General features: G+C 44.4%; 22 protein-coding genes and 2 tRNA genes. 21 read left to right on the top strand and 3 right to left on the bottom strand.

Features of this window, described 5'->3' with window-relative positions; translation table 11 throughout:
- The first annotated feature begins 109 nt into the window (after window positions 1-109).
- A complete protein-coding gene (gene nadA / locus BZL35_RS00235; RefSeq protein ID WP_106181704.1) occupies window positions 110-1,246 on the top strand; it encodes a quinolinate synthase NadA in 1,137 nt (378 codons plus the stop codon).
- Window positions 1,243-2,130, top strand: a complete 888-nt coding sequence (nadC, locus tag BZL35_RS00240; protein ID WP_106181706.1) for a carboxylating nicotinate-nucleotide diphosphorylase — start codon at window positions 1,243-1,245, stop codon at window positions 2,128-2,130. Before nadA ends, nadC begins: the two co-directional genes overlap by 4 nt.
- 73 nt (window positions 2,131-2,203) lie before the next feature.
- Here nadC and nadB read toward each other — a convergent pair whose 3' ends face one another.
- From nadB to rpmB, 3 genes are all read right to left on the bottom strand, one after another.
- The gene (gene nadB / locus BZL35_RS00245) at window positions 2,204-3,823 is read right to left on the bottom strand and encodes an L-aspartate oxidase (protein ID WP_106181709.1); all 1,620 of its coding nucleotides are present in this window, start codon (window positions 3,821-3,823) and stop codon (window positions 2,204-2,206) included.
- 244 nt (window positions 3,824-4,067) lie between these two features.
- Window positions 4,068-4,235 carry a 50S ribosomal protein L33 gene (gene rpmG, locus BZL35_RS00250; RefSeq protein WP_106181711.1) on the bottom strand — a complete coding sequence of 56 codons (168 nt, stop codon included), beginning with the start codon at window positions 4,233-4,235 and terminating at the stop codon, window positions 4,068-4,070.
- Window positions 4,236-4,246: 11 nt separating this feature from the next.
- On the bottom strand, window positions 4,247-4,480 hold the full coding sequence (gene rpmB / locus BZL35_RS00255; RefSeq protein ID WP_106181713.1) for a 50S ribosomal protein L28: 234 nt from the start codon (window positions 4,478-4,480) through the stop codon (window positions 4,247-4,249).
- A 298-nt stretch (window positions 4,481-4,778) separates the two neighbouring features.
- On the opposite strand from rpmB, the gene BZL35_RS00260 reads away from it, so the two are divergent.
- The 19 genes from BZL35_RS00260 to nuoL all read left to right on the top strand — a co-directional run bounded on the left by BZL35_RS00260 (window position 4,779) and on the right by nuoL (window position 21,829).
- Window positions 4,779-5,243, top strand: coding sequence for an FKBP-type peptidyl-prolyl cis-trans isomerase (locus tag BZL35_RS00260; protein WP_106181716.1), 465 nt, complete (start codon window positions 4,779-4,781; stop codon window positions 5,241-5,243).
- 36 nt (window positions 5,244-5,279) lie between these two features.
- Window positions 5,280-6,221: a 4-hydroxy-3-methylbut-2-enyl diphosphate reductase gene (gene ispH / locus BZL35_RS00265; protein WP_106181718.1), complete on the top strand. Its 942-nt coding sequence runs from the start codon at window positions 5,280-5,282 to the stop codon at window positions 6,219-6,221.
- Window positions 6,222-6,436: 215 nt separating this feature from the next.
- Window positions 6,437-6,512, top strand: a tRNA-Ala gene (locus BZL35_RS00270).
- Window positions 6,513-7,308: 796 nt separating this feature from the next.
- On the top strand, window positions 7,309-8,319 hold the full coding sequence (locus BZL35_RS00275; RefSeq protein ID WP_106182799.1) for an NAD(P)H-quinone oxidoreductase: 1,011 nt from the start codon (window positions 7,309-7,311) through the stop codon (window positions 8,317-8,319).
- 206 nt (window positions 8,320-8,525) lie between these two features.
- A complete protein-coding gene (gene tpiA, locus BZL35_RS00280) occupies window positions 8,526-9,326 on the top strand; it encodes a triose-phosphate isomerase (protein WP_245916300.1) in 801 nt (266 codons plus the stop codon).
- 51 nt (window positions 9,327-9,377) lie between these two features.
- Window positions 9,378-9,746: a preprotein translocase subunit SecG gene (secG, locus tag BZL35_RS00285; RefSeq protein WP_106181721.1), complete on the top strand. Its 369-nt coding sequence runs from the start codon at window positions 9,378-9,380 to the stop codon at window positions 9,744-9,746.
- A gap of 144 nt (window positions 9,747-9,890) precedes the next feature.
- Window positions 9,891-9,975, top strand: a tRNA-Leu gene (locus tag BZL35_RS00290).
- A 160-nt stretch (window positions 9,976-10,135) separates the two neighbouring features.
- Window positions 10,136-10,501: an NADH-quinone oxidoreductase subunit A gene (locus tag BZL35_RS00295; protein WP_420837009.1), complete on the top strand. Its 366-nt coding sequence runs from the start codon at window positions 10,136-10,138 to the stop codon at window positions 10,499-10,501.
- Window positions 10,502-10,528: 27 nt separating this feature from the next.
- A complete protein-coding gene (locus BZL35_RS00300; protein ID WP_106181723.1) occupies window positions 10,529-11,008 on the top strand; it encodes a NuoB/complex I 20 kDa subunit family protein in 480 nt (159 codons plus the stop codon).
- Window positions 11,009-11,020: 12 nt separating this feature from the next.
- A complete protein-coding gene (locus BZL35_RS00305; protein ID WP_106181725.1) occupies window positions 11,021-11,620 on the top strand; it encodes an NADH-quinone oxidoreductase subunit C in 600 nt (199 codons plus the stop codon).
- A 10-nt stretch (window positions 11,621-11,630) separates the two neighbouring features.
- Window positions 11,631-12,887 (top strand): NADH-quinone oxidoreductase subunit D, encoded by a 1,257-nt coding sequence (locus BZL35_RS00310; protein WP_106182802.1) that lies wholly within the window; start codon window positions 11,631-11,633, stop codon window positions 12,885-12,887.
- Between the two features lie 168 nt (window positions 12,888-13,055).
- On the top strand, window positions 13,056-13,562 hold the full coding sequence (nuoE, locus tag BZL35_RS00315; protein ID WP_106181727.1) for an NADH-quinone oxidoreductase subunit NuoE: 507 nt from the start codon (window positions 13,056-13,058) through the stop codon (window positions 13,560-13,562).
- A complete protein-coding gene (nuoF, locus tag BZL35_RS00320) occupies window positions 13,559-14,851 on the top strand; it encodes an NADH-quinone oxidoreductase subunit NuoF (RefSeq protein ID WP_106181730.1) in 1,293 nt (430 codons plus the stop codon). The genes nuoE and nuoF overlap by 4 nt, the downstream gene beginning before the upstream one ends.
- Before the next feature lie 30 nt (window positions 14,852-14,881).
- On the top strand, window positions 14,882-17,197 hold the full coding sequence (nuoG, locus tag BZL35_RS00325; protein WP_106181733.1) for an NADH-quinone oxidoreductase subunit NuoG: 2,316 nt from the start codon (window positions 14,882-14,884) through the stop codon (window positions 17,195-17,197).
- Entirely contained in the window at window positions 17,197-18,261 is a 1,065-nt protein-coding gene (gene nuoH / locus BZL35_RS00330) for an NADH-quinone oxidoreductase subunit NuoH (RefSeq protein ID WP_106181735.1), read from the top strand. The genes nuoG and nuoH overlap by 1 nt, the downstream gene beginning before the upstream one ends.
- Before the next feature lie 24 nt (window positions 18,262-18,285).
- On the top strand, window positions 18,286-18,777 hold the full coding sequence (gene nuoI, locus BZL35_RS00335) for an NADH-quinone oxidoreductase subunit NuoI (protein WP_106181738.1): 492 nt from the start codon (window positions 18,286-18,288) through the stop codon (window positions 18,775-18,777).
- Between the two features lie 26 nt (window positions 18,778-18,803).
- The gene (locus BZL35_RS00340; RefSeq protein WP_106181740.1) at window positions 18,804-19,436 is read left to right on the top strand and encodes an NADH-quinone oxidoreductase subunit J; all 633 of its coding nucleotides are present in this window, start codon (window positions 18,804-18,806) and stop codon (window positions 19,434-19,436) included.
- A gap of 15 nt (window positions 19,437-19,451) precedes the next feature.
- The gene (nuoK, locus tag BZL35_RS00345) at window positions 19,452-19,763 is read left to right on the top strand and encodes an NADH-quinone oxidoreductase subunit NuoK (protein ID WP_181276521.1); all 312 of its coding nucleotides are present in this window, start codon (window positions 19,452-19,454) and stop codon (window positions 19,761-19,763) included.
- Window positions 19,764-19,786: 23 nt separating this feature from the next.
- Entirely contained in the window at window positions 19,787-21,829 is a 2,043-nt protein-coding gene (nuoL, locus tag BZL35_RS00350; protein ID WP_106181743.1) for an NADH-quinone oxidoreductase subunit L, read from the top strand.
- Window positions 21,830-21,832: the final 3 nt, after the last annotated feature.

The following is a 21,832-nucleotide window of genomic DNA, read 5'->3' on the forward strand; positions in this document are numbered from 1 at the left end:
ATCGAAACCCCGCAGTAGCGGGGTTTCGTGTTTTTTTATGATGGCGAAATTGCGTAATGCGATTACTGTCATTTTTTGATTCTTACTAGTTAGAGCAGTTACCACGATTATGGTTGATGCCTCACTCAAATCCGTCGAATTCGAACTTCCTACATTCTCAGAGACTACATGTGTTAAACAGGCTTGGGCACGTGTGCCTAGAGCCTTATCAAAAGCAGAGCGTGCCGAACTCAAAATCCATATTAAACGTTTACTTGTGGAGCGTGATGCGGTACTCGTCGCTCACTATTATGTTGATTCTGATATTCAGGACCTAGCTGAAGAAACAGGAGGCTGTGTTGCAGATTCATTAGAAATGGCTCGTTTCGGGCGTGCACATCCTGCTAAGACATTGGTGGTTGCAGGAGTCCGTTTTATGGGAGAAACATCAAAGATTCTTAGCCCTGAAAAACGAGTGTTGATGCCTGATATTGAGGCGACCTGTTCACTCGATTTGGGATGTCCTGCTGATGAGTTCCGTGCTTTTTGTGATTCCCATCCAGATCGTATTGTCGTTGTCTATGCTAATACTAGCGCGGCAGTTAAAGCACGTGCTGACTGGATGGTGACCTCATCTATCGGGTTGGATATCGTGGCTCATCTGCACGAGCAAGGTAAGAAAATTCTGTGGGCGCCTGATCGTCATTTAGGCAGTTACATCCAAAAGCAGACTGGAGCCGACATGTTGCTTTGGCAAGGCGCTTGTTTGGTCCATGACGAGTTTAAAGGATTGGAACTTGAATTATTGAAAAAGGAGTATCCAAATGCCAAAGTGCTTGTACATCCTGAGTCTCCGGCATCGGTTGTTGAGCTAGCGGATGTCGTTGGTTCTACCTCGAAAATGATCGAGTCTGTACAGACTTTGGATGCGATGGAATTTATTGTTGCGACGGACAAGGGAATTTTGCACAAGATGCGCACTTTGGCACCTGGAAAAAGTTTTATAGAAGCTCCGACAGCGGGCAATAGCGCAACCTGCAAGAGCTGTGCGCACTGCCCATGGATGGCGATGAATAGTTTGAGAAATTTAGCTGAAGTTCTAGAAACTGGGGTTAATGAGGTCAATGTTGACTTAGAAATTGGTCATGCGGCACATGTGTGTATTGAGCGTATGTTAGCGTTTGCTGAAGTTCGTAAGCAGGTTTTTCGTGCAAGTGGTAATTTGGTTAACGACGCAGCTCTCTTTTCAGGAATAGGCCCGGCATGACGCATCCGAATATTTCCCCATTTTTTTCTATTTTTGGACAGCCCTTGCGTAAGGCAGTGATCGATAACGTACGAGTAGCGTTAGCGGAAGATATTGGCAACGGTGATTTGACAAGTGAACTTGTTCCTGATGATCAAGAAGTGCAAGCGCGGGTCATTGTACGCGAGAATGCAATTCTGTGTGGCATTGCCTGGTTTGAAGCATCGATGCATGCCATCAGCCCATCAATCCGTATTGAATGGCATCGCCGTGAGGGTGAATCCATGGAAGCGACTACGTCTGTTGTAGATCTTTGGGGATCTGCACGTGCTTTGCTTACAGCAGAGCGGACTGCAATGAATTTCTTGCAAACGTTATCGGGTGTTGCTACGTCGGTACGCGATTATTCCAATAATGTTGAAGGAACCCGTGCGAAAGTGCTAGATACACGCAAGACCTTGCCAGGGTTGAGGCTCGCGCAAAAGTATGCGGTTCGTGTCGGTGGGGGAGAAAATCAACGGTTTGGGCTCTACGATGGTATTTTGATTAAGGAGAATCATATTGCTGCTGCAGGAGGTGTAGGAGCGGTGATGGAGGTCGTCAACGCTGTAGTTGGTACTGGTATATCTGTGCAGATTGAAGTCGAATCTTTGAGTCAGCTTAACGAAGCATTGGCTGCGGGAGCAAAGTCAGTGCTGCTCGATAACTTTACGTTAGAAATGATGCAGGAAGCAGTACACATAACTGCGGGGCGAGCCTTGCTTGAGGTATCTGGTAACATTAATTTAAAAATGGTGAAGGTGATTGCTGAGACAGGAGTTGATCGTATTTCGATCGGTAGCTTGACTAAAAACATTCGTGCGATAGATTTCTCTATGCGTATTTTAGAAAGATATATACGATGAAGTAAATTACGCTGGATGGACGGCCCTTGCTGTATGTAAAGCCTATATATATGTAAATTTACTCAATCAAAGGCTACAAACGTGGTTTGTTTTTTTCACGGTGCTTTTTGGGAGAAAGTACCGTTGGTAGCGCTTTGGGCAGAGTATTTGGAAAATCACGCGAGAAGTGTAGTCCTCGGCTTTCACGGCGAGACAAAGCACTTTCAATTATGAGAGAAGCTACATCGACTAGGTTACGCAATTCCAATAAATCACGGCTAACACGAAAATTGGCATAATACTCTGCAATCTCTTCGCGCAGTAGATGTATACGATGTTGTGCGCGTTCTAGTCGTTTCGTTGTACGGACAATGCCGACATAATTCCACATCATACGGCGAAGTTCATCCCAGTTGTGTGCAACAACCACCTCTTCGTCAGGATCACAGACGCGACTTTCGTCCCATTCGGGTGCATTGATTTTAATGGTTGTTTTCAAGCTATTTTGTCGAAGGATGTCTTCCGCAGTAGCTTTTCCGAGCACTAGACACTCGAGTAAAGAGTTACTTGCTAGACGATTTGCGCCATGCAAACCAGTGTAAGCAGTTTCGCCAATTGCATATAATCTAGACAGATCTGTGCGACCATTTATGTCGGTGACGATGCCACCGCATGTGTAGTGTGCAGCTGGCACTACCGGAATACCTTGCTTTGTGATGTCGATACCAAGTTCATGACAGCGAGAGAGGATCGTGGGGAAGTGTTCATTTAGAAATGAGGATGACTGATGACTGATATCCAGATAAACACAATCTAACCCATGCTTTTTCATTTCAAAATCGATGGCACGTGCTACGATGTCGCGAGGTGCAAGTTCTGCGCGTGGATCATGTAGAGGCATGAAGCGTGTGCCGTCAGGTAATAATAAAACTCCTCCTTCACCACGGACAGCTTCGGAGATCAAGAAAGACTTAGCATAAGGATGATATAGACACGTTGGATGAAACTGGATGAACTCCATATTCGCGATCCGACAGCCAATACGCCATGCCATTGCAATACCGTCACCGGTCGATGTGTCTGGATTGGTCGTGTAAAGATAGACTTTTCCTGCGCCACCAGTTGCCAATACTGTTTGCTTTGCTGTAATCACGTGTATTTGACTGCTTTCGATATTTTGTACATATAACCCTTGGCAATAACATTCTGTATTTGATAAACTTTGCGATTGATTTGATATAATTAGATCAATCGCAAAGTAATTTTCGAGTACAGTAATATTTGGATGGTTTCGTACCCGTTCTGATAGTGTTGTGATAACTGCATGGCCGGTTGCGTCGGCTGCATGAATTATGCGGCGATGTGTGTGTCCTCCTTCACGTGTCAGATGGAAGCCGAGTTCTGAGGAAGAATCTCTCGTAAAAGAGACACCCTGTTTAATTAACCATTCGATGACATCTCGGCTATGCTCAATAATGTATCGTGAGTTACTCTCATCACACAGGCCTGCGCCGGCGAGCAGGGTGTCGGTGATATGTTGAGAATGACTATCCGTTGGATCGAGCACTGCAGCGATGCCCCCTTGGGCCCAATTGCTTGCGCCTTCTTGGATCTGTCTTTTGGCGATGAGAGCAACACGACATCTGTCAGCGAGATGCAGGGCTACTGATTGACCAGCCAAACCGCTACCTACGATCACAACGTCAAAATTCATGATGCGCTTGTTTCAGTGAGGGGTCTTGGCTTACCATAGTTAAGAATGGCAATTATCTTTTTATTAATATCCAAGCGTTAATACGCTATGGATGTATCGGTGTGATATCTGCATGATAAGCACTGATATTTATACTATCTAAAGTGCATAGAGATTTTATGGCGTGTTACCAGTTGATGCAGCCTTTCAGAAGGAAAACCCCACCGAAGCAGGGTTATGAGAATGAAATTTTCTGAAGAAAATTTCATTTAATCTTAGTTTCTTTGTATGAAACGTGTTTTCGAGCAACTGGATCGAACTTCATCATTTCTATCTTTTCCGGTTTGGTACGCTTGTTTTTCGTAGTTGTATAGAAATGACCCGTGCCTGCAGTCGATTCCAACTTAATTTTATCGCGTGCGCCTTTTGCCATGATAGCTCCCCTTAGATCTCGCCGCGTTCGCGTAGGTTGATAAGGACTGAGTCCATACCAACTTTGTCGATAAGGCGTAATCCTGCATTCGAGATGCGTAGCCGCACCCAGCGATTTTCGCTCTCAACCCAGAACCGGCGATTTTGCAAGTTTGGAAGAAAACGACGCTTTGTTTTATTATTGGCGTGGGAAACGTTATTGCCGACCATCGGCGCTTTACCGGTCACTTGACATACGCGTGCCATGAAGCACTCCTAACGCAGAATTCTGTCTGAAAAAATTTAATCAAACAAATAAATAAACTGAAATTATAATGGAATAAAAAAGAAAATCAACTTTTTTTCTTAATTCGGCACTATCTGAATCTATCCAGCAAAATTATAGTATGAAAATGTACTTTCATTCATTATGACATTAGTTACTAAATGTTTGTATAAGGTTATATTAAATCGTTTAAATTTAGAAGTGAGTATGAATTGAGTATTCAGGCAGAGGAACGCACCCTACATTACAATGTTAAGTTCGGTCTGTTGCGAGAATCTCATGTATTCCATTGTTAACTCGATAATTCAAGAAAATTCTTATTTAACACTTCATTATCGGATCGCTACATTTGATGGTTCTGATATTGTGAATACCTTCGGAGGGAGACCTGCGACGCTCCAACTTGGAACTGGACAATTGATATGGACACTTGAAAAAATGTTGTTGGGGTTGTCAATTTACCCTGAGCCGGTGCATTTCGAATTAGAGCCAGATGCTGCGTTTGGCATGCGCAATCCGAAGTTGTTGCAATGGGTATCGTTGAAGGCGTTGAAATACAATGACAATGGGAATTTTTTGGAGGATTGTACGGTTGGTGATCTCGTGGAGTTTAATGCCACTAATGGTGTAAGATATACTGGGATTTTGCGAGAATTTGGTGAGACAGCGTGCTTGCTTGATTTCAACCATCCACTAGCTGGTCAGAGGATTGTATTTGAAGTGCAAATTATTGGAATCCTCTGAACGTGTTAACAGTAAATTTTTTTCTTTGACGATGTGATGTCCATTATGCGGCCTGATGTAGAAATTCTATTGGCGCAGCCGCGTGGATTTTGCGCGGGTGTTGATCGTGCTATTGAGATTGTTGAGCGAGCCTTATTATTGTTTGGCGCACCGATTTATGTCCGTCATGAGATTGTTCACAATGCCTATGTGGTGACAGATTTGCGGAGAAAAGGAGCGATTTTCGTTGATGAGCTAGTAGAAGTACCGGCTGGTAATACAGTAATTTTTAGCGCGCACGGAGTGTCAAAAGCAATACGTGAAGAAGCAGAGTCTCGTTGTTTGAGAGTTTTTGACGCCACATGTCCGCTAGTGACTAAAGTGCACATGGAAGTGGCAAAGATGCGAGCACAAGGACTTTCGGTTGTAATGATTGGCCATAAAGGGCATCCTGAAGTAGAGGGTACAATGGGTCAGGTGGACTTTGGAATGTTCTTGGTCGAGACGGAAGAAGATGTCGCAGCGCTAATTTTTTCCGAGACAGATAGGTTGGGATATGTGACGCAAACGACCTTATCAATGGAGGACGCCGCACAAGTTATTGCTGCACTCAAGACCCGTTTTCCGTCGATCGTTGAGCCGAAAAAGCAGGATATTTGCTACGCTACTCAGAATCGACAGGACGCTGTGAAATTTATGGCGCCACAATGTGATGTGGTAATCGTTGTTGGTAGTCGGAATAGTTCTAATTCTAATCGACTGCGTGAAGTTGCACAAAAAAATGGTATCCCTGTCTATATGGTGGATGATCCTGAAAAAATTGAATCAGCATGGTTGCTTGGGAAGCGTCGTATCGGTGTGACAGCTGGGGCTTCAGCCCCAGAAGTGTTAGCGCAGTCGATTTTGATACGTTTGGGTGAGCTTAGTAAAGGACGTGTCAGAGTGCTCGAGGGTGTTGAAGAAAATATAGCATTTCCTTTGCCTAAAGGCTTGGCCTAGTTATTTGTTTGATTATTTTTCTTGAATTGGATTACAGTGGATAGATGTCCTTAGATTTGTAAGGCGGATTCTGAGGTGCCCTCTGTACAGATTTTCTGCGTTACTATGGTCTTCATTTTTATCTATTTCCATTTGTTTGTCGGCAGAATATTTTTTGATGTTTTGTAAAAGAACTTCACAGAAGATAAAAAATTTACTACAATCTTCGCGTATGTGGGGGTATAGCTCAGCTGGGAGAGCGCTTGCATGGCATGCAAGAGGTCAGCGGTTCGATCCCGCTTATCTCCACCAAGAGAAAAAAGTTTTTTCAACCGATTTTCTCAATCCAATTTATTCAGTCTAGGTTAGAATATATAATTAATCAATCTTTGGTGCGTGATTAGTGCTTCCGTTTGCGCCCTGTCTGATTTTCTACGATTTAGGATTGTAGTCTCTTGTCAATTCTTGAGATTTAGATATATTTTCGCTAATTTTAGCACCTCCGCACTCTGAATTCGACATGAGGTGTATGGGGGTATTGTGGGAATTGTCGCCGGTTACTAAGACTTATCGTTTGAGACTATTTGCTTTAGTTTAGAGGTCAGGAAGGTGTTAATCACTTTTCTGAAAAAATTACTGGAACTGCACTTGCTTGCTTTTTTGATATATCGCCGAGTTATGAAGCGTTATGCGTAATTTTTTATTCCGTATTTGAAATATCTTCTTTTGAAGATCGTTTTCGTGTAAGGCTCGGCTCACACGGAGCGAAATCAAGCTGACACACTTTGTGTGATAACCGTTACGAGTGCTGCTGGATATTTCCCATATAAGAAAGACCATATGCAGTAGGCGTCATCTTGTTTAATTGAGATATTTTTGCATAATGAAAATGCCCTTGTAAGGTTCGTGAACACATCAGGAATACTTCGCATTGAGATAAAGTGAGTCTATTTTTTATCGATGCTAAGGCGGGAAATACACAATTTTTACTGTTGACATTCTTATTTAACTTTATATGGGTGTAATGGTGTTTGTGTAATATTGTTTCCGTAGCGTTCGATTATGTGTGCACATATCTGTGTGCTATTTTTAAAATGTGATCATCGTCATGAAAGCTGTGGAAATCACCGAGTTTGGTGCGCCAGAAGTTTTGAGACTTACTGAGCGCTATATGCCAAAATTGAATGAAGGTGAGGTGCTAATCAAGGTTGTTGCTGCTGGGGTGAATCGTCCCGATATCTTGCAGCGAAAAGGATTATATCCAGCACCGCTAGGATGCTCAGATTTGCTGGGATTGGAAGTGGCAGGTGAGATCGTTGATGGTGCGAGTGGCGCGTTCGATGGGGCAAATCCATTCTCTTTAAAAATGGGTGATCGCGTGTGTGCGTTACTGCAAGGTGGTGGTTATGCTGAATACTGTACAGTACCACTCGCACAGTGTTTGCCTATCCCGTCCGGCTTTTCGGAGATTGAGGCTGCCACATTACCGGAAGCACTTTTTACTACCTGGAGCAATGTATTCGATCGCGCTAGATTGGGTGTGAGAGAGGACGGTGAAAAAGAAACTTTACTGGTGCAGGGTGGTACTAGCGGTATTGGTGTGATGGCTATTCAGCTCGCTGTGGCCTTAGGTCATAGTGTATTTGCTACAGCTGGTTCCATGGATAAAGTACATGCGTGCGAAAAACTTGGAGCAGAGCGCGGTATCAATTACAAAACGGAAGATTTTGTGGTCGTTACTAAAGCGCTTACGGCAGATCGTGGTGTTGATGTAATACTGGATATGGTAGGCGGGGATTATCTACTGCGTGAAATTCAAGCGCTAGCGATGGATGGACGTATCTCACTCATTGCGTTCCTTGGTGGTAGTAAAGTTGAACTTGATATACGGATGCTATTACATCGCCGTTTAACTGTGACAGCTTCGACTTTGCGTGCTCGTTCTGTAGCATTTAAGGCTTCGATTGCGAAAAAATTATATTTATATGTATGGCCACTGTTGGCTGCAGGCAAAATTCGTCCGGTGATTTATGAGGCATTCAGTTTTTATGAGGCTGCTCGGGCTCATGAATTGATGGAGTCTGGAACTCACATCGGTAAGCTTGTAATGACTTGGTAAGTTCACCTGGCATATTATTACCAAATAACTTTTCCCTATGCATAGATGATGTGGAATAAATGCCTGATAGGAAGTATATTTTCCTATCAGTGTTGATTTCGCTGTCGTACATTAAATATCCTATGCACTCAAAATTGACCCGCGTGGTCTAGGTACCGTAGAATCGAAGGTTATTGAGGCATAGTGATGATAGGCGTGAGGGAGTGATGGCTAAAGCAGTGATGGTGCAATCTACGGCATTGGGCCGTTCCGCTGGTCAACTCGTGATTGGTAATTGGAAGCTGCATGGCAGTTTGATTGATAATCAGAGATTGTTTGATGCGCTACTTTGTTCTCCAGTTTTGACTAGGATGGCGGTGTTGCCCGCAGTGTGTGTACCATTCCCTTTTTTAGCGCAATGTCAAAAAAAACTGCAAGGCTCTCGCTTGGTTTATGGTGCCCAAGATGTTTCGGCAGAAAAGAGCGGTGCATTTACAGGGGAGGTGGCTGCATCGATGATTGCGGAGTTTGGTGCGCACTATGTGATTGTTGGTCATTCGGAGCGGCGAATGTACCATGGAGAGTCCGATGCAAAGGTTTTAGCTAAGACGTTACGGGTGCTTGATGTTGGGATGACGCCGATCGTGTGCGTTGGAGAGACATTGGCTGAGCGCGATTGTGGTGACACGGGTCTTGTGGTTTCATGTCAGTTGAATGCTGTGCTTGATATGCTGTCTCCTGAACAGGCCGCTCGCATTGTGGTGGCTTACGAACCTGTTTGGGCAATCGGTACAGGATATGCTGCAACTAGTGCTCAAGCACAAGAGGTACATGCGCATCTACGTGGTTTGCTACGCGCAAAGGGGGAGGCAGTCGCGCAAGTGCGCGTCCTATACGGTGGTAGTATGAGATCCGATAATGCTGCTGAATTATTTGCGATGGAGGATGTCGATGGTGGTCTGATTGGCGGCGCTGCACTGAAATCTGAAGATTTTTTGGCGATTTGTGAAGCAGGGTTGTTATTTTGATCACGAGCGGCATTTTCCGCCTGCTATGAATTTTTTGATACAGGTGATGAAATGGATTTTTTGAAAATATTATTGATTGTGATTCAAGTGTTTACTGCATTCAGTGTGATTGGATTGGTACTATTGCAGCACGGTAAGGGTGCTGATATGGGAGCAGCGTTTGGTAGCGGTTCGTCAGGCAGTTTTTTCGGCGCATCTGGATCGGCAAGCTTTTTATCCCGTATGACGGGAATGTTAGCAGCGATATTCTTTGCAGTGACGTTAGCATTGACATTTCTTAATTCGTATCATTCAAAGACTTCTCTGGGCGTGCTAGGTGATATTCCACTGGAAGTGAAGAAGGTAATGACTTCGGAGGTGGCGGAGGATATTTTGCCTGAAGTTCCATCGAGCATGTTTTCAGAAGACGTCCCAAAGTGATATTTTCTCAAAGAAAAATCACTCATTGAGATACAAATGAATTTAAATAAAATGTGAATTGCTCGTTGAACAATAATTGGAGCAACACTATAATAGTGAGCTTTAATCGATTCATAAGTGACTGTAAGGTTTTCGACTATGAGTGCCGACGTGGTGAAATTGGTAGACACGCTATCTTGAGGGGGTAGTGGCGAAAGCTGTGCGAGTTCGAGTCTCGCCGTCGGCACCAGAGTTCTACGATGTCAGCCTTGCGAAATGCGTCGGCTGGCATTTTATTTTCTGCTTTTAAATTTTTTTATTATTGGTAGTCAGTCGTCATATATTTTTATTCCTGAAGTCTGTTCCGGTGTGGGCGACAACAGGCCGGTTCATGAACTAACCAAAAGAGGATGGATTTGAGCCTAGGAACCTATTATCCAGTTCTATTATTTCTTCTGGTGGGTGGTGGACTTGGGATAACCTTGATTGGCATCGGAAAATGTCTCGGGCCGAATAATCCTGATAGTGAGAAGCTCTCTCCATATGAATGTGGCTTCGATGCATTTGAAGACGCTCGTATGAAGTTCGATGTGCGTTACTACCTCATCGCTATTCTTTTCATCTTGTTCGATTTAGAAACGGCATTTCTGTTTCCCTGGGGAGTCGCCCTTCGCGACATCGGTTGGCCAGGTTTCATTTCTATGATAGGTTTCCTGATTGAATTGCTGATTGGCTTTGTGTTCCTATGGAAGCGTGGTGCGCTAGATTGGGAATAAATTGTTATCGTTAATCAGGATAAGCATATGAATGTAGAAGGGGTTTTGCGAGAAGGATTTGTCACTACTACGGTGGATAATCTGATTAATTGGACACGCACAGGCTCTCTGTGGCCAATGACGTTTGGTCTTGCGTGTTGTGCAGTCGAAATGATGCATGCTGGTGCGGCACGTTATGATCTGGACCGATTTGGTGTCGTTTTTCGTCCGAGTCCACGTCAGTCTGATGTCATGATTGTGGCCGGTACATTATGTAATAAGATGGCCCCTGCGCTTCGTAAGGTCTACGATCAGATGGCTGAGCCACGTTGGGTTATTTCGATGGGATCGTGTGCTAATGGTGGGGGATATTACCATTATTCTTATTCGGTCGTGAGAGGCTGTGATCGAATTGTACCAGTTGACGTTTATGTGCCAGGCTGTCCACCGACGGCGGAAGCATTGATCTATGGGATCATGCAATTGCAGTCAAAGATCAAGCGCACCAATACAATCGCGCGCAAATAACAGAGACCTTGCATGCGGAAACTTGAACAGCTGAAAAGAAATCTCGAGATGGTGTTGGCTGAAAAAGCTCATCAACTGATTTGTGCACTTGATGAGTTAACACTCGTGGTTAAGGCAAGTGACTATTATGATGTTGCTCATACATTACGTGAGCATCCTAATTTGAAATTCGAGCAATTAATGGACGTTGCTGGGATTGATTACTTGACATTTGGTGACTGCGCTTGTGTAGGTTCGCGTTATGCCGTTGTATTGCATCTGCTTTCTATAAGTCACAATTGGCGCTTACGCGTGCGTGTATTTGCAACAGATGATGATTTCCCAATCGTATCATCGGTAATCGATTTGTGGAGTTCGGCTGATTGGTTTGAGCGGGAAGCATTCGATCTCTTCGGTATTGTTTTCGAAGGTCACCCAGATTTGCGGCGGATTTTGACGGATTACGGTTTTATCGGTCATCCTTTCCGTAAAGACTTTCCGACATCAGGTTACGTTGAAATGCGTTACGATTCTGAGCAGAAACGAGTGATTTATCAGCCAGTCACGATTGAGCCACGTGAAATTACACCGCGCGTAATCCGTGAAGAGCACTATGCTGTTCAAAGAGATTGAGTTGCAATATATGGCCCAAATCAAAAATTATACGATAAACTTCGGTCCGCAGCATCCAGCAGCCCACGGTGTGCTTCGGCTCGTGCTTGAATTAGATGGTGAAGTAATTCAACGAGCAGACCCACATATCGGTTTGTTGCATCGTGCCACAGAGAAACTGGCTGAGTCTAAAACATTTTTGCAGTCGGTGCCTTATATGGACCGTCTGGATTACGTCTCAATGATGTGTAACGAGCACGCATATGTGATGGCTATCGAGAAGTTAATTGGTGTTGAAGTACCACTTCGTGCGCAATATATTCGTGTAATGTTCGACGAGATTACAAGGATTTTGAATCACTTGATGTGGATTGGGTCGCATGCTCTCGATGTTGGCGCGATGGCTGTGTTTTTATATGCTTTTCGAGAACGTGAAGATCTCTTCGATGTTTACGAAGCTGTTTCTGGTGCTCGGATGCATGCTGCTTATTATCGTCCTGGAGGTGTTTATCGAGATTTGCCGGATGCGATGCCACAGTACCGTGCTTCAAAGTTTCATAATGAGCATGACACTAAACGTATGAATCGGGCACGTCAAGGTTCTTTGCTTGACTTCATCGATGATTTTACCGGCCGTTTCCCGAAATGTATTGATGAGTATGAGACGTTGCTGACGGATAATCGAATTTGGAAGCAGCGTCTGGTTGGTATAGGTGTGGTGTCGCCGGAACGTGCCATGCAGCTTGGTTTTTCTGGTGCAATGTTGCGTGGTTCAGGTATTGCCTGGGATTTGCGGAAAAAACATCCATACGAGGTATACGACAAACTTGATTTCGATGTTCCGGTTGGTAAAGAAGGTGATTGTTACGATCGTTATTTGGTGCGTATGGCGGAAATGCGTCAATCTGTACTCTTGATTCAGCAGTGCTCGACTTGGTTGCGTGCTAATCCTGGTGGTCCGGTGATAACAGATAACCAGAAAGTGGCACCGCCGTCGCGCGTTGAGATGAAGTCAAATATGGAAGCGTTAATTCACCACTTCAAGTTATTTACAGAAGGTTTTCGCGTGCCGGAGGGTGAGGTATATGTTTCTATTGAGCATCCGAAGGGGGAATTCGGTATCTATCTGGTGTCGGATGGAGCTAATAAGCCCTATCGTTTGAAGATTCGTGCACCGGGATTTGCTCATTTGTCTGCGCTGAATGAGATGGCAAAAGGTCATATGATTGCCGATGCAGTTGCAATCATTGGTACACAGGATATCGTCTTTGGCGAGATTGATCGTTGATCACGTGATGCGCTCTTGGCGAATTCGCAAGCGTGACTTGTTAGAGAGCCTGACAAAAAATACCTACAATTTCAGTTGCTGCGCTTAGATACAGATTTCTGAAATATTAGCTCGCCTTCGTTGAGCTGCAGCGGAACTAACATTTTTAGTAAAAAAGTTGGATCGGAAATGCTTTCTCCCGAAACTTTGAAAAAAATTGACTGTGAAGTCGCCAAATATCCAGCGGAGCAAAAACAGTCCGCAGTGATGGCAGCGCTTGCAATTGTTCAACTCGAAAAAGGATGGTTGTCTCCAGATGCTCTGCAGTTTGTGGCTGACTATCTTGGGATGCCTGCGATCGCTGTTCAGGAGGTGGCAACCTTCTACAATATGTACAACACTCATCCTGTCGGTAAGTTTAAGCTGACGGTATGTACTAATTTGCCTTGTCAATTGACACGTGCTCAAGAAGCAGTGATTTATCTAAAACATAAACTAGGCATTGACTTCAACGAAACAACTGCTGACGGGCTTTTTACTCTCAAAGAGGGTGAGTGTATGGGGGCGTGCGGTGATGCACCAGTGATGCTGGTTAATAATCATCATATGTGTGGGTTTATGAGTAATGAAAAGATTGACGTGTTGCTGGATATGCTGAAGACGAAAGCGGATGATAGTAACGGAGGTCAGGCATGACTGCGTTACATGACCGTCATATTAAACCGCTGATCTTGGCCGGTCTGAATGGCGATAACTGGCATTTGAAAGATTATGTATCCCGTGGGGGCTACAAGCAGCTGGCACGTATTTTAAAAGAGAATATCGCGCCAGAGCAGGTGATTGCTGATGTCAAGGAATCGGGTTTGCGTGGTCGTGGTGGTGCAGGTTTCCCGACGGGATTGAAATGGAGTTTCATGCCGCGGCAATTTCCAGGACAAAAGTATCTCGTTTGTAATTCTGATGAAGGAGAGCCAGGGACATTTAAAGATCGAGATATTATGCGCTATAACCCCCATGCGCTGATTGAGGGCATGGCTATTGCTGCATATGCGATGGGCATCACCATTGGCTATAACTATATCCACGGCGAAATTTTTGAAACATATCAGCGTTTTGAAATAGCCTTGGAACAGGCTCGTGCTGCTAGGTTTCTCGGGCATAAGATTCTTGGTTCGAATTTTTCTTTTGAACTGCATGCGCACCACGGGTACGGTGCATACATTTGTGGTGAAGAAACCGCTTTGCTTGAATCATTAGAAGGAAAAAAAGGACAGCCACGTTTCAAGCCCCCATTCCCTGCGAGTTTTGGTTTGTACGGCAAGCCGACCACGATTAACAACACTGAAACGTTTGCTGCGGTACCATTTTTGTTAACTGTGGGTCCAAAAAAATATTTGGAAATGGGTAAGCCGAATAATGGCGGCACAAAAATTTTCTCGGTTTCAGGGGATGTGGAGCATCCTGGGAATTACGAAATTCCCTTGGGAACATCATTTTCAGAATTGCTCAAATTGGCTGGGGGCATGCGTGGGGGAAAGAAGATAAAGGCGGTGATCCCTGGTGGATCTTCTGCGCCAGTGGTGCCAGGTGATTTGATGATGCAAACTACGATGGATTACGATAGCTTAGCTAAAGTTGGCTCAATGCTTGGTTCGGGAGCCGTTATCGTGATGAATGAAACACGCTGTATGGTGCGCTCACTTTTGCGTCTATCATATTTTTACTTCGAAGAATCGTGCGGTCAATGTACACCTTGTCGTGAAGGTACAGGTTGGCTGTGGCGTGTGGTCAATCGTATTGAGCATGGACAAGGTTGTTTGGAAGATCTGGATTTGCTTAATTCTCTTGCCCAAAACATTATGGGCCATACTATTTGTGCACTTGGCGATGCTGCGGCTATGCCGGTGCGCGGTATGCTGAAACACTACTGGGAGGAGTTTTCTTATCATGTTGAACACAAGCAATGTTTGGTTTGTGCTCACTAATCCCTTTTGATGCTTTGACTTTGAATCGATATGGTTGAAATCGAAATTGACGGACAGAAGGTTGAGGTGCCCGAAGGCAGCATGGTTATCCAGGCTGCTATGAAAAACGGAATTTATATTCCTCACTTTTGCTATCACAAGCAGCTCTCGATTGCGGCAAATTGTCGGATGTGTTTAGTCGAAGTTGAGAATGTACCTAAGGTTGTGCCGGCATGTGCTACACCAGTTGCTGCGAGTATGATTGTAAAGACTCGATCAGAAAAGGCACTGAAAGCACAGCAATCGGTAATGGAGTTTCTTCTCGTTAATCATCCGTTGGATTGCCCGATCTGTGATCAGGGTGGTGAGTGTCAACTACAAGATTTGTCAGTGGGGTATGGCAAAACTAGTTCGCGTTACCAGGAAGAGAAACGAGTAGTGTTTCACAAGACTGCGGGTCCTTTGATCTCGATGGAAGAGATGTCTCGCTGTATTCACTGTACGCGTTGTGTACGATTCGGACATGAAATTGCTGGTGTGATGGAGTTGGGGATGGTGTGGCGCGGTGAGCGTTCTGAAATCACATCATTTGTTGGTAAGACGGTGGACTCTGAACTTTCAGGTAATATGATCGATTTATGTCCTGTAGGTGCATTGACGTCAAAACCATTCCGTTACAGTGCTCGCACATGGGAGCTTTCACGTAGAAAGTCCGTAAGTCCGCATGATAGTGTCGGTGCAAATCTTATCGTGCAAGTTAAAAATAATCGAGTGATGCGAGTTGTGCCGCTCGAAAATGAAGCTATCAATGAGTGTTGGATTTCAGACAAGGATCGCTTTTCGTATGAAGGTTTGAATAGCGCGGAACGTCTCACGAAGCCAATGCTCAAGCAAGGTGGTGAGTGGTGCGAAGTTGATTGGCAGACGGCACTTGAGTATGTAGTCCATGGTTTGACAGAAATTATTTGTGAATTTGGGGCCGATGCAGTTGCTGGGGTGACAACTGCGCACGCGACCGTTGAAGAATTATTTCTGTTCCAAAAAATTATACGTGCACTTGGTAGCGATAATATTGATTTTCGTCTTCGTCAGAGTGACGTTTCAGCTCCATTAAATGGAGTCCCTTGGCTTGGTATGTCGATTGTTGAGTTGAGTACACTCAACAGTGTACTTGTCATTGGCTCATTCCTTCGTAAAGATCATCCGTTGCTCGCGACACGTATACGTACTGCAGTAAAGGCGGGTGCTCAGCTGAGTGTATTGCATGCTTCAGATGAAGATTTGCTCACACGAGTTGCTAACAAAGTTATAGTTGCACCCAGTGCCTGGCCACTTGAATTGGCAGGAATCGCAGTGGCTGTGATGCTCCAGAAGGGTGTGGCTGTGCCGACTGTTTTGAATGGGATCATGCCGACGAAAACTGCGCAGGATATCGCTGCTTCCCTGATTAATGGTGATCGCAGCGCAGTTTTTTTAGGTAATACAGCGGTATATCATCCGAAATTTGCACAGTTGCATTCTTTGGCGCAAATCATCGCTGATCTTACGGGGGCGAATTTGGGTTTTCTCACTGAAGGTGCCAACACGTTGGGAGGTCATGTGGTGAAAGCGACGAATGCTGAGGGTGTCGCGGCACTTTTTGAAATATCACGTCAAGCTTACCTGCTGTTGCATGCTGAGCCAGAATTCGATGCAGCGAATCCATTACAGGCACGGGTTGCTTTGGATGCCGCCAAGATGGTGGTTGTGATGTCACCTTTTAGACAGGGCCTCGATTACGCAGATGTGCTTTTACCAATTGCACCATTTACCGAAACAGCAGGGACCTTTATTAACGCAGAAGGTTTGTCGCAGCACTTTAACGGTGTTGTCCGTGGATTTGGTGAAACACGTCCAGCTTGGAAGGTGCTGAGAGTCTTGGGAAATATGCTCAAGCTCACTGGTTTTGATTACGACTTACCTGAGCAAGTGCGTGATGCTGCGTTGAGTGATTTTTCGTCTGCTATGCTTGATAATCGGACAAATGCCCCTCTGGATGTTCAAAAGATTGCAAATGATTTTGGATTGGAGCGATTAGCTGATGTGCCTATTTATCATGCTGATCCGCTGGCTCGTCGCGCTCCATCATTGCAGATGACTAGAGATGCAAAAGTTGCCCTCCGTGCAACACTTCCAACTACGTTGTTCGACAACATGGGTTTGGTCGATGGAGACATTATTATTATTCATCAGGCTGATGCTAGTGTCACTATCCCAGCTTTTCGTTCGAAAAGTTTGCCTCAGAATGTGGTGCGTATACCGTCGGCAACGCCAGTCTCTTCAGCTATTGGCTCGATGTTTGGTAACATTTCGGTGGAGAAAGCGTAATGGACTTGGCTGGTATCATCAATCAATATGGTACTGAGTGTTTTGGTTTCGCCTGGTCAACGGTGTGGATTATTGCACGCATTTTGGCTATTTCATTGATTTTGCTGCTTTGCGTGGCTTATCTCATTCTATGGGAACGTAAACTCATTGGCTGGATGCACTTACGACTTGGTCCGAACCGCGTAGGGCCTCAAGGTTTACTGCAGCCGATTGCTGATGTTTTGAAGCTATTACTCAAGGAAGTAATAGTGCCGACACGGGTTAGCAAAGGAATTTATGCGATTGCGCCAGTGCTCGCTGTATTGCCAGCTTTCGCGATTTGGGCCGTAATTCCCTTTCAACCGGGGGTTGTGTTGGCCGATATTAATGCTGGTTTGCTGTACGCAATTGCAATTTCTTCGATTGGTCTTTACGGGGTCATCTTAGCAGGATGGGCATCTAACTCGAAGTATGCTTTCCTTGGTGCTATGCGAGCTTCTGCACAGATGATTTCCTATGAAATCTCCATGGGCTTTGCTTTGGCCTGTGTACTACTTACTTCCGGAACATTGAATCTATCGGATATAGTTTGCTCGCAAGAAAAGGGGATTTTCGCAAACATGGGGTTTAATGTGTTTTCGTGGAACTGGTTGCCGTTGCTGCCAATATTTGTTGTTTACTTTGTTTCCGGTATTGCAGAAACTAATCGTCATCCATTTGATGTGGTTGAAGGTGAATCAGAAATTGTAGCTGGTCATATGATTGAATACTCAGGCATGGGTTTCGCACTCTTCTTTTTGGCTGAGTATATCAATATGATCATTATTTCAGCGTTGACAGCAGTCCTATTTTTAGGTGGTTGGAGTGCTCCATTTGGTTTTTTGTCATTTCTACCGGGTGTTTTTTGGTTGGCGTTCAAAGTCTTTTTGTTGTTGTCTGTGTTTATTTGGATTCGTGCTACATTCCCGCGTTATCGCTATGACCAGATCATGCGTTTGGGTTGGCAAATATTCTTGCCGTTGACATTATTTTGGTTTGTAGTGGTAGCGTGCTGGGTGAAGTCGCCTTGGAATATTTGGTATTAGGGCGAAAAAATAGGAGAGTCCCATATGGTAAGGATAATCAAGGATTTTTTTCGAAATTTCTTACTTTTGGATTTGTTCAAGGGTATGGCATTGACGGGGCGCTATGTCTTCAGGCGAAAGGTTACAGTGCAATTTCCGGAAGAAAAGACGCCACTATCACCACGTTTCCGAGGTTTGCATGCTCTGCGTCGTTATCCGAATGGTGAAGAACGCTGTATCGGATGTAAGCTTTGTGAAGCAGTATGTCCGGCAATGGCTATCACAATCGAATCGGATATACGTGATGATGGTACTCGACGTACGACACGTTACGACATTGATTTAACGAAATGTATTTTTTGTGGTTTTTGCGAAGAAAGTTGTCCAGTGGACTCGATTGTTGAGACTCATATTCTAGAATACCATGGGGAGAAAACGGGTGATTTGTACTTTACAAAAGATATGTTATTGGCAGTCGGTGATCGTTATGAGAAGGATATCGCGGCAGCTAAAGCAGCTGATGCAGCTTATCGTTAAACAAAGTTGTAGATAATCGATATCTTATGGAATTAACAACAATTCTTTTCTACGTGTTTGCGCTGATTTTGGTGATTGCCTCTTTTAAGGTTGTCTCCTCGAGTAATCCAGTGCAGTCTGCACTCTTTTTGGTGCTAGCTTTCTTCAATGCTGCGGCGATTTGGATGCTGTTACAAGCGGAATTTTTAGCGATTATGCTTGTTCTGGTTTACGTCGGTGCCGTCATGGTGTTGTTCTTATTCGTCGTGATGATGATTGACACTAAGTTGAATGAGCTTCGGAGTGGTTTCCGTAGGTTTTTACCACTTGGGAGCCTGTTGGGCGTCATTATGATTGTCGAGGCAGGGTTTGTCTTGATGCAGGGTTATGGTAGGACACGTAAATCTATCGAGGTGGTGTCATCAACGGAAATTTCTAACGCCAAGGTGCTTGGAATAGCATTGTACAGCGAGTATATCTACGCCTTCGAAGTGGCAGGTTTGCTTTTGCTACTTGCGATCGTGGCGGCAATTGCGCTGACGATACGCACTCGCAAGGATCACAAAAAGACCGAGCCCAGTAATCAGGTGCGTGTAAAGGCAACTGAACGTGTACATCTTGTTTCCATGTCTGCCAAAGCTTGGCAAACATCTGGCAGTGATGTGAAAGTCGTGGAATAAAGAAGGAGGGGCAATATGTTGTCATTGTCACTGGCGCACTACTTGGTGTTGGGCGCAGTTTTATTTGCCATTAGCATTATTGGTATTTTTCTGAATCGTAAAAATGTGATCGTCCTGCTGATGGCCATTGAATTAATGTTGCTTGCTGTCAATTTGAACTTTGTCGCATTTTCACATTACCTGGAGGATATCAGTGGTCAAGTATTTGTGTTCTTCATTCTTACTGTGGCAGCGGCAGAATCTGCGATTGGATTGGCTATTTTGGTCACATTATTCCGCAAGCTCGAAACAATAAACGTCGAAGATCTCGATTGCCTGAAGGGTTAATAATAAATAAAGCGAAGGCTGTTATGGCATCCACACTTAATCCTAACCTGTTGCTTACGATCCCTCTAGCGCCCCTTGCGGGGGCGGTGCTGGCAGGATTTTTTGGTAAAAAATTTGGCCGTGCGGGTGCACATACGGTCACGATCCTTGGTGTGTTGATCGCTTTTATCCTCTCGGGAGTGACATTTTTTCAGGTGCTGAATGGAGCAAGCTTCAATGCCACTATCTATGAATGGATCCGTATCGGTGAACTCAAGATGGAAATTGGATTTCTTGTCGATTCATTGTCAGTCACGATGATGTGTATCGTGACATTTGTATCGTTGATGATACATATTTATACCATCGGCTACATGAAAGACGATCCGGGCTATCAACGCTTCTTCTCATATATCTCGTTGTTTACGTTCTCAATGTTGATGCTCGTAATGAGTAATAATTTCTTACAACTTTTTTTTGGCTGGGAGGCTGTTGGTCTTGTGTCATATCTGTTGATTGGCTTTTGGTACATACGTCCAACGGCGATCTACGCGAATATGAAGGCATTTTTAGTTAATCGAGTCGGTGACTTTGGTTTTTTACTTGGGATCGGTTTATTGTTTGCTTACAGCAGCACTTTGAACTACGCTGAAATTTTCGAAAAGTCAAATGATCTGGCTGCAATTGGGTTCCCCAGAACTGATTGGCGATTGATCACTGTGATTTGCATTTGTTTGTTTATTGGTGCGATGGGAAAATCGGCGCAGTTTCCGTTACACGTTTGGTTGCCGGATTCGATGGAGGGTCCAACACCGATTTCTGCATTGATTCACGCGGCTACGATGGTGACTGCAGGTATTTTCATGGTATCTCGTATGTCGCCGTTGTTTGAGCTGTCAGATACCGCGTTGTCTTTCATCCTTATCATCGGATCGATTACGACCTTGTTTATGGGTTTTCTTGGGATTATTCAGAACGATATTAAACGAGTGGTTGCTTATTCGACATTGTCACAGCTTGGTTACATGACTGTTGCATTGGGTGTATCAGCCTATCCAGTTGCGATTTTTCATTTAATGACGCATGCCTTCTTCAAGGCACTGCTCTTCCTGGGTGCTGGCTCCATTATTATTGGCATGCATCACGATCAGGACATGCGTAATATGGGTGGTCTCTGGAAATACATGCCCATCACCTGGATTACATCGTTGATTGGCTCGTTGGCTCTAATCGGTACCCCCTTCTTCTCGGGTTTTTATTCGAAAGAATCGATCATTCATGCACTGGCAGTTTCTCAAATATCGGGAGCAGGTATTGCTTATTTTTCTGCGATGGCAGGGATTTTCGTTACGGCGTTTTACTCGTTTCGTATGTATTTCTTGGTATTCCATGGTAAAGAGCACTTTGCTAAATCCCATGAGCTGTGTCGCGAGCATCAGAAGATCGAAGAGGGTAATACTGATCCTCATGTTCTAATACCTGGACAAAAACCGCATGAATCGCCATGGGTTGTGACGTTACCACTGATCTTGCTGGCGATTCCCTCTCTGATTATTGGGGCAATTGCAATCGATCTAATGCTATTTTCAGATTTCTTCAGCCACGGTGTGGCTTTTAAGGAAGTTATCTTTATAGCCGAGAGGCATTTTGCGATGGGTAAAATTGCTGAAGAATTTCAGGGTTGGGTTCCTATGGCTTTGCATTCGCTTATGACTTTACCAGTATGGTTATCAATTTCAGGTGTTGCTCTATCGTGGTTTTTTTACATAAAGCGACCGGATATTCCTGCTGCGCTGCAACGTCAATTTTGGGGTCTCTATAAATGGCTCGATAATAAGTACTATCTAGATAAGATCAACGAGATCATTTTTGTAAGGGGAGCCATCCAGCTTGGACGCCGTCTATGGAAATCAGGAGATCAAACGCTAATCGACGGTATGGTCGTTAATGGTAGCGCAAAACTAGTAGGCTTATTTTCTAGGATTATCCGTTTTCTGCAGTCTGGTTATATTTATCACTATGCGTTCGCTATGATTATCGGCATGCTCGGCTTTCTGACATTGTTTTTGACACTGAACGGCAAATAAAAA

Origin of the sequence: Candidatus Pandoraea novymonadis, assembly GCF_003004665.1 — a bacterium.
In the GTDB taxonomy this organism is placed as follows: domain Bacteria; phylum Pseudomonadota; class Gammaproteobacteria; order Burkholderiales; family Burkholderiaceae; genus Pandoraea; species Pandoraea novymonadis.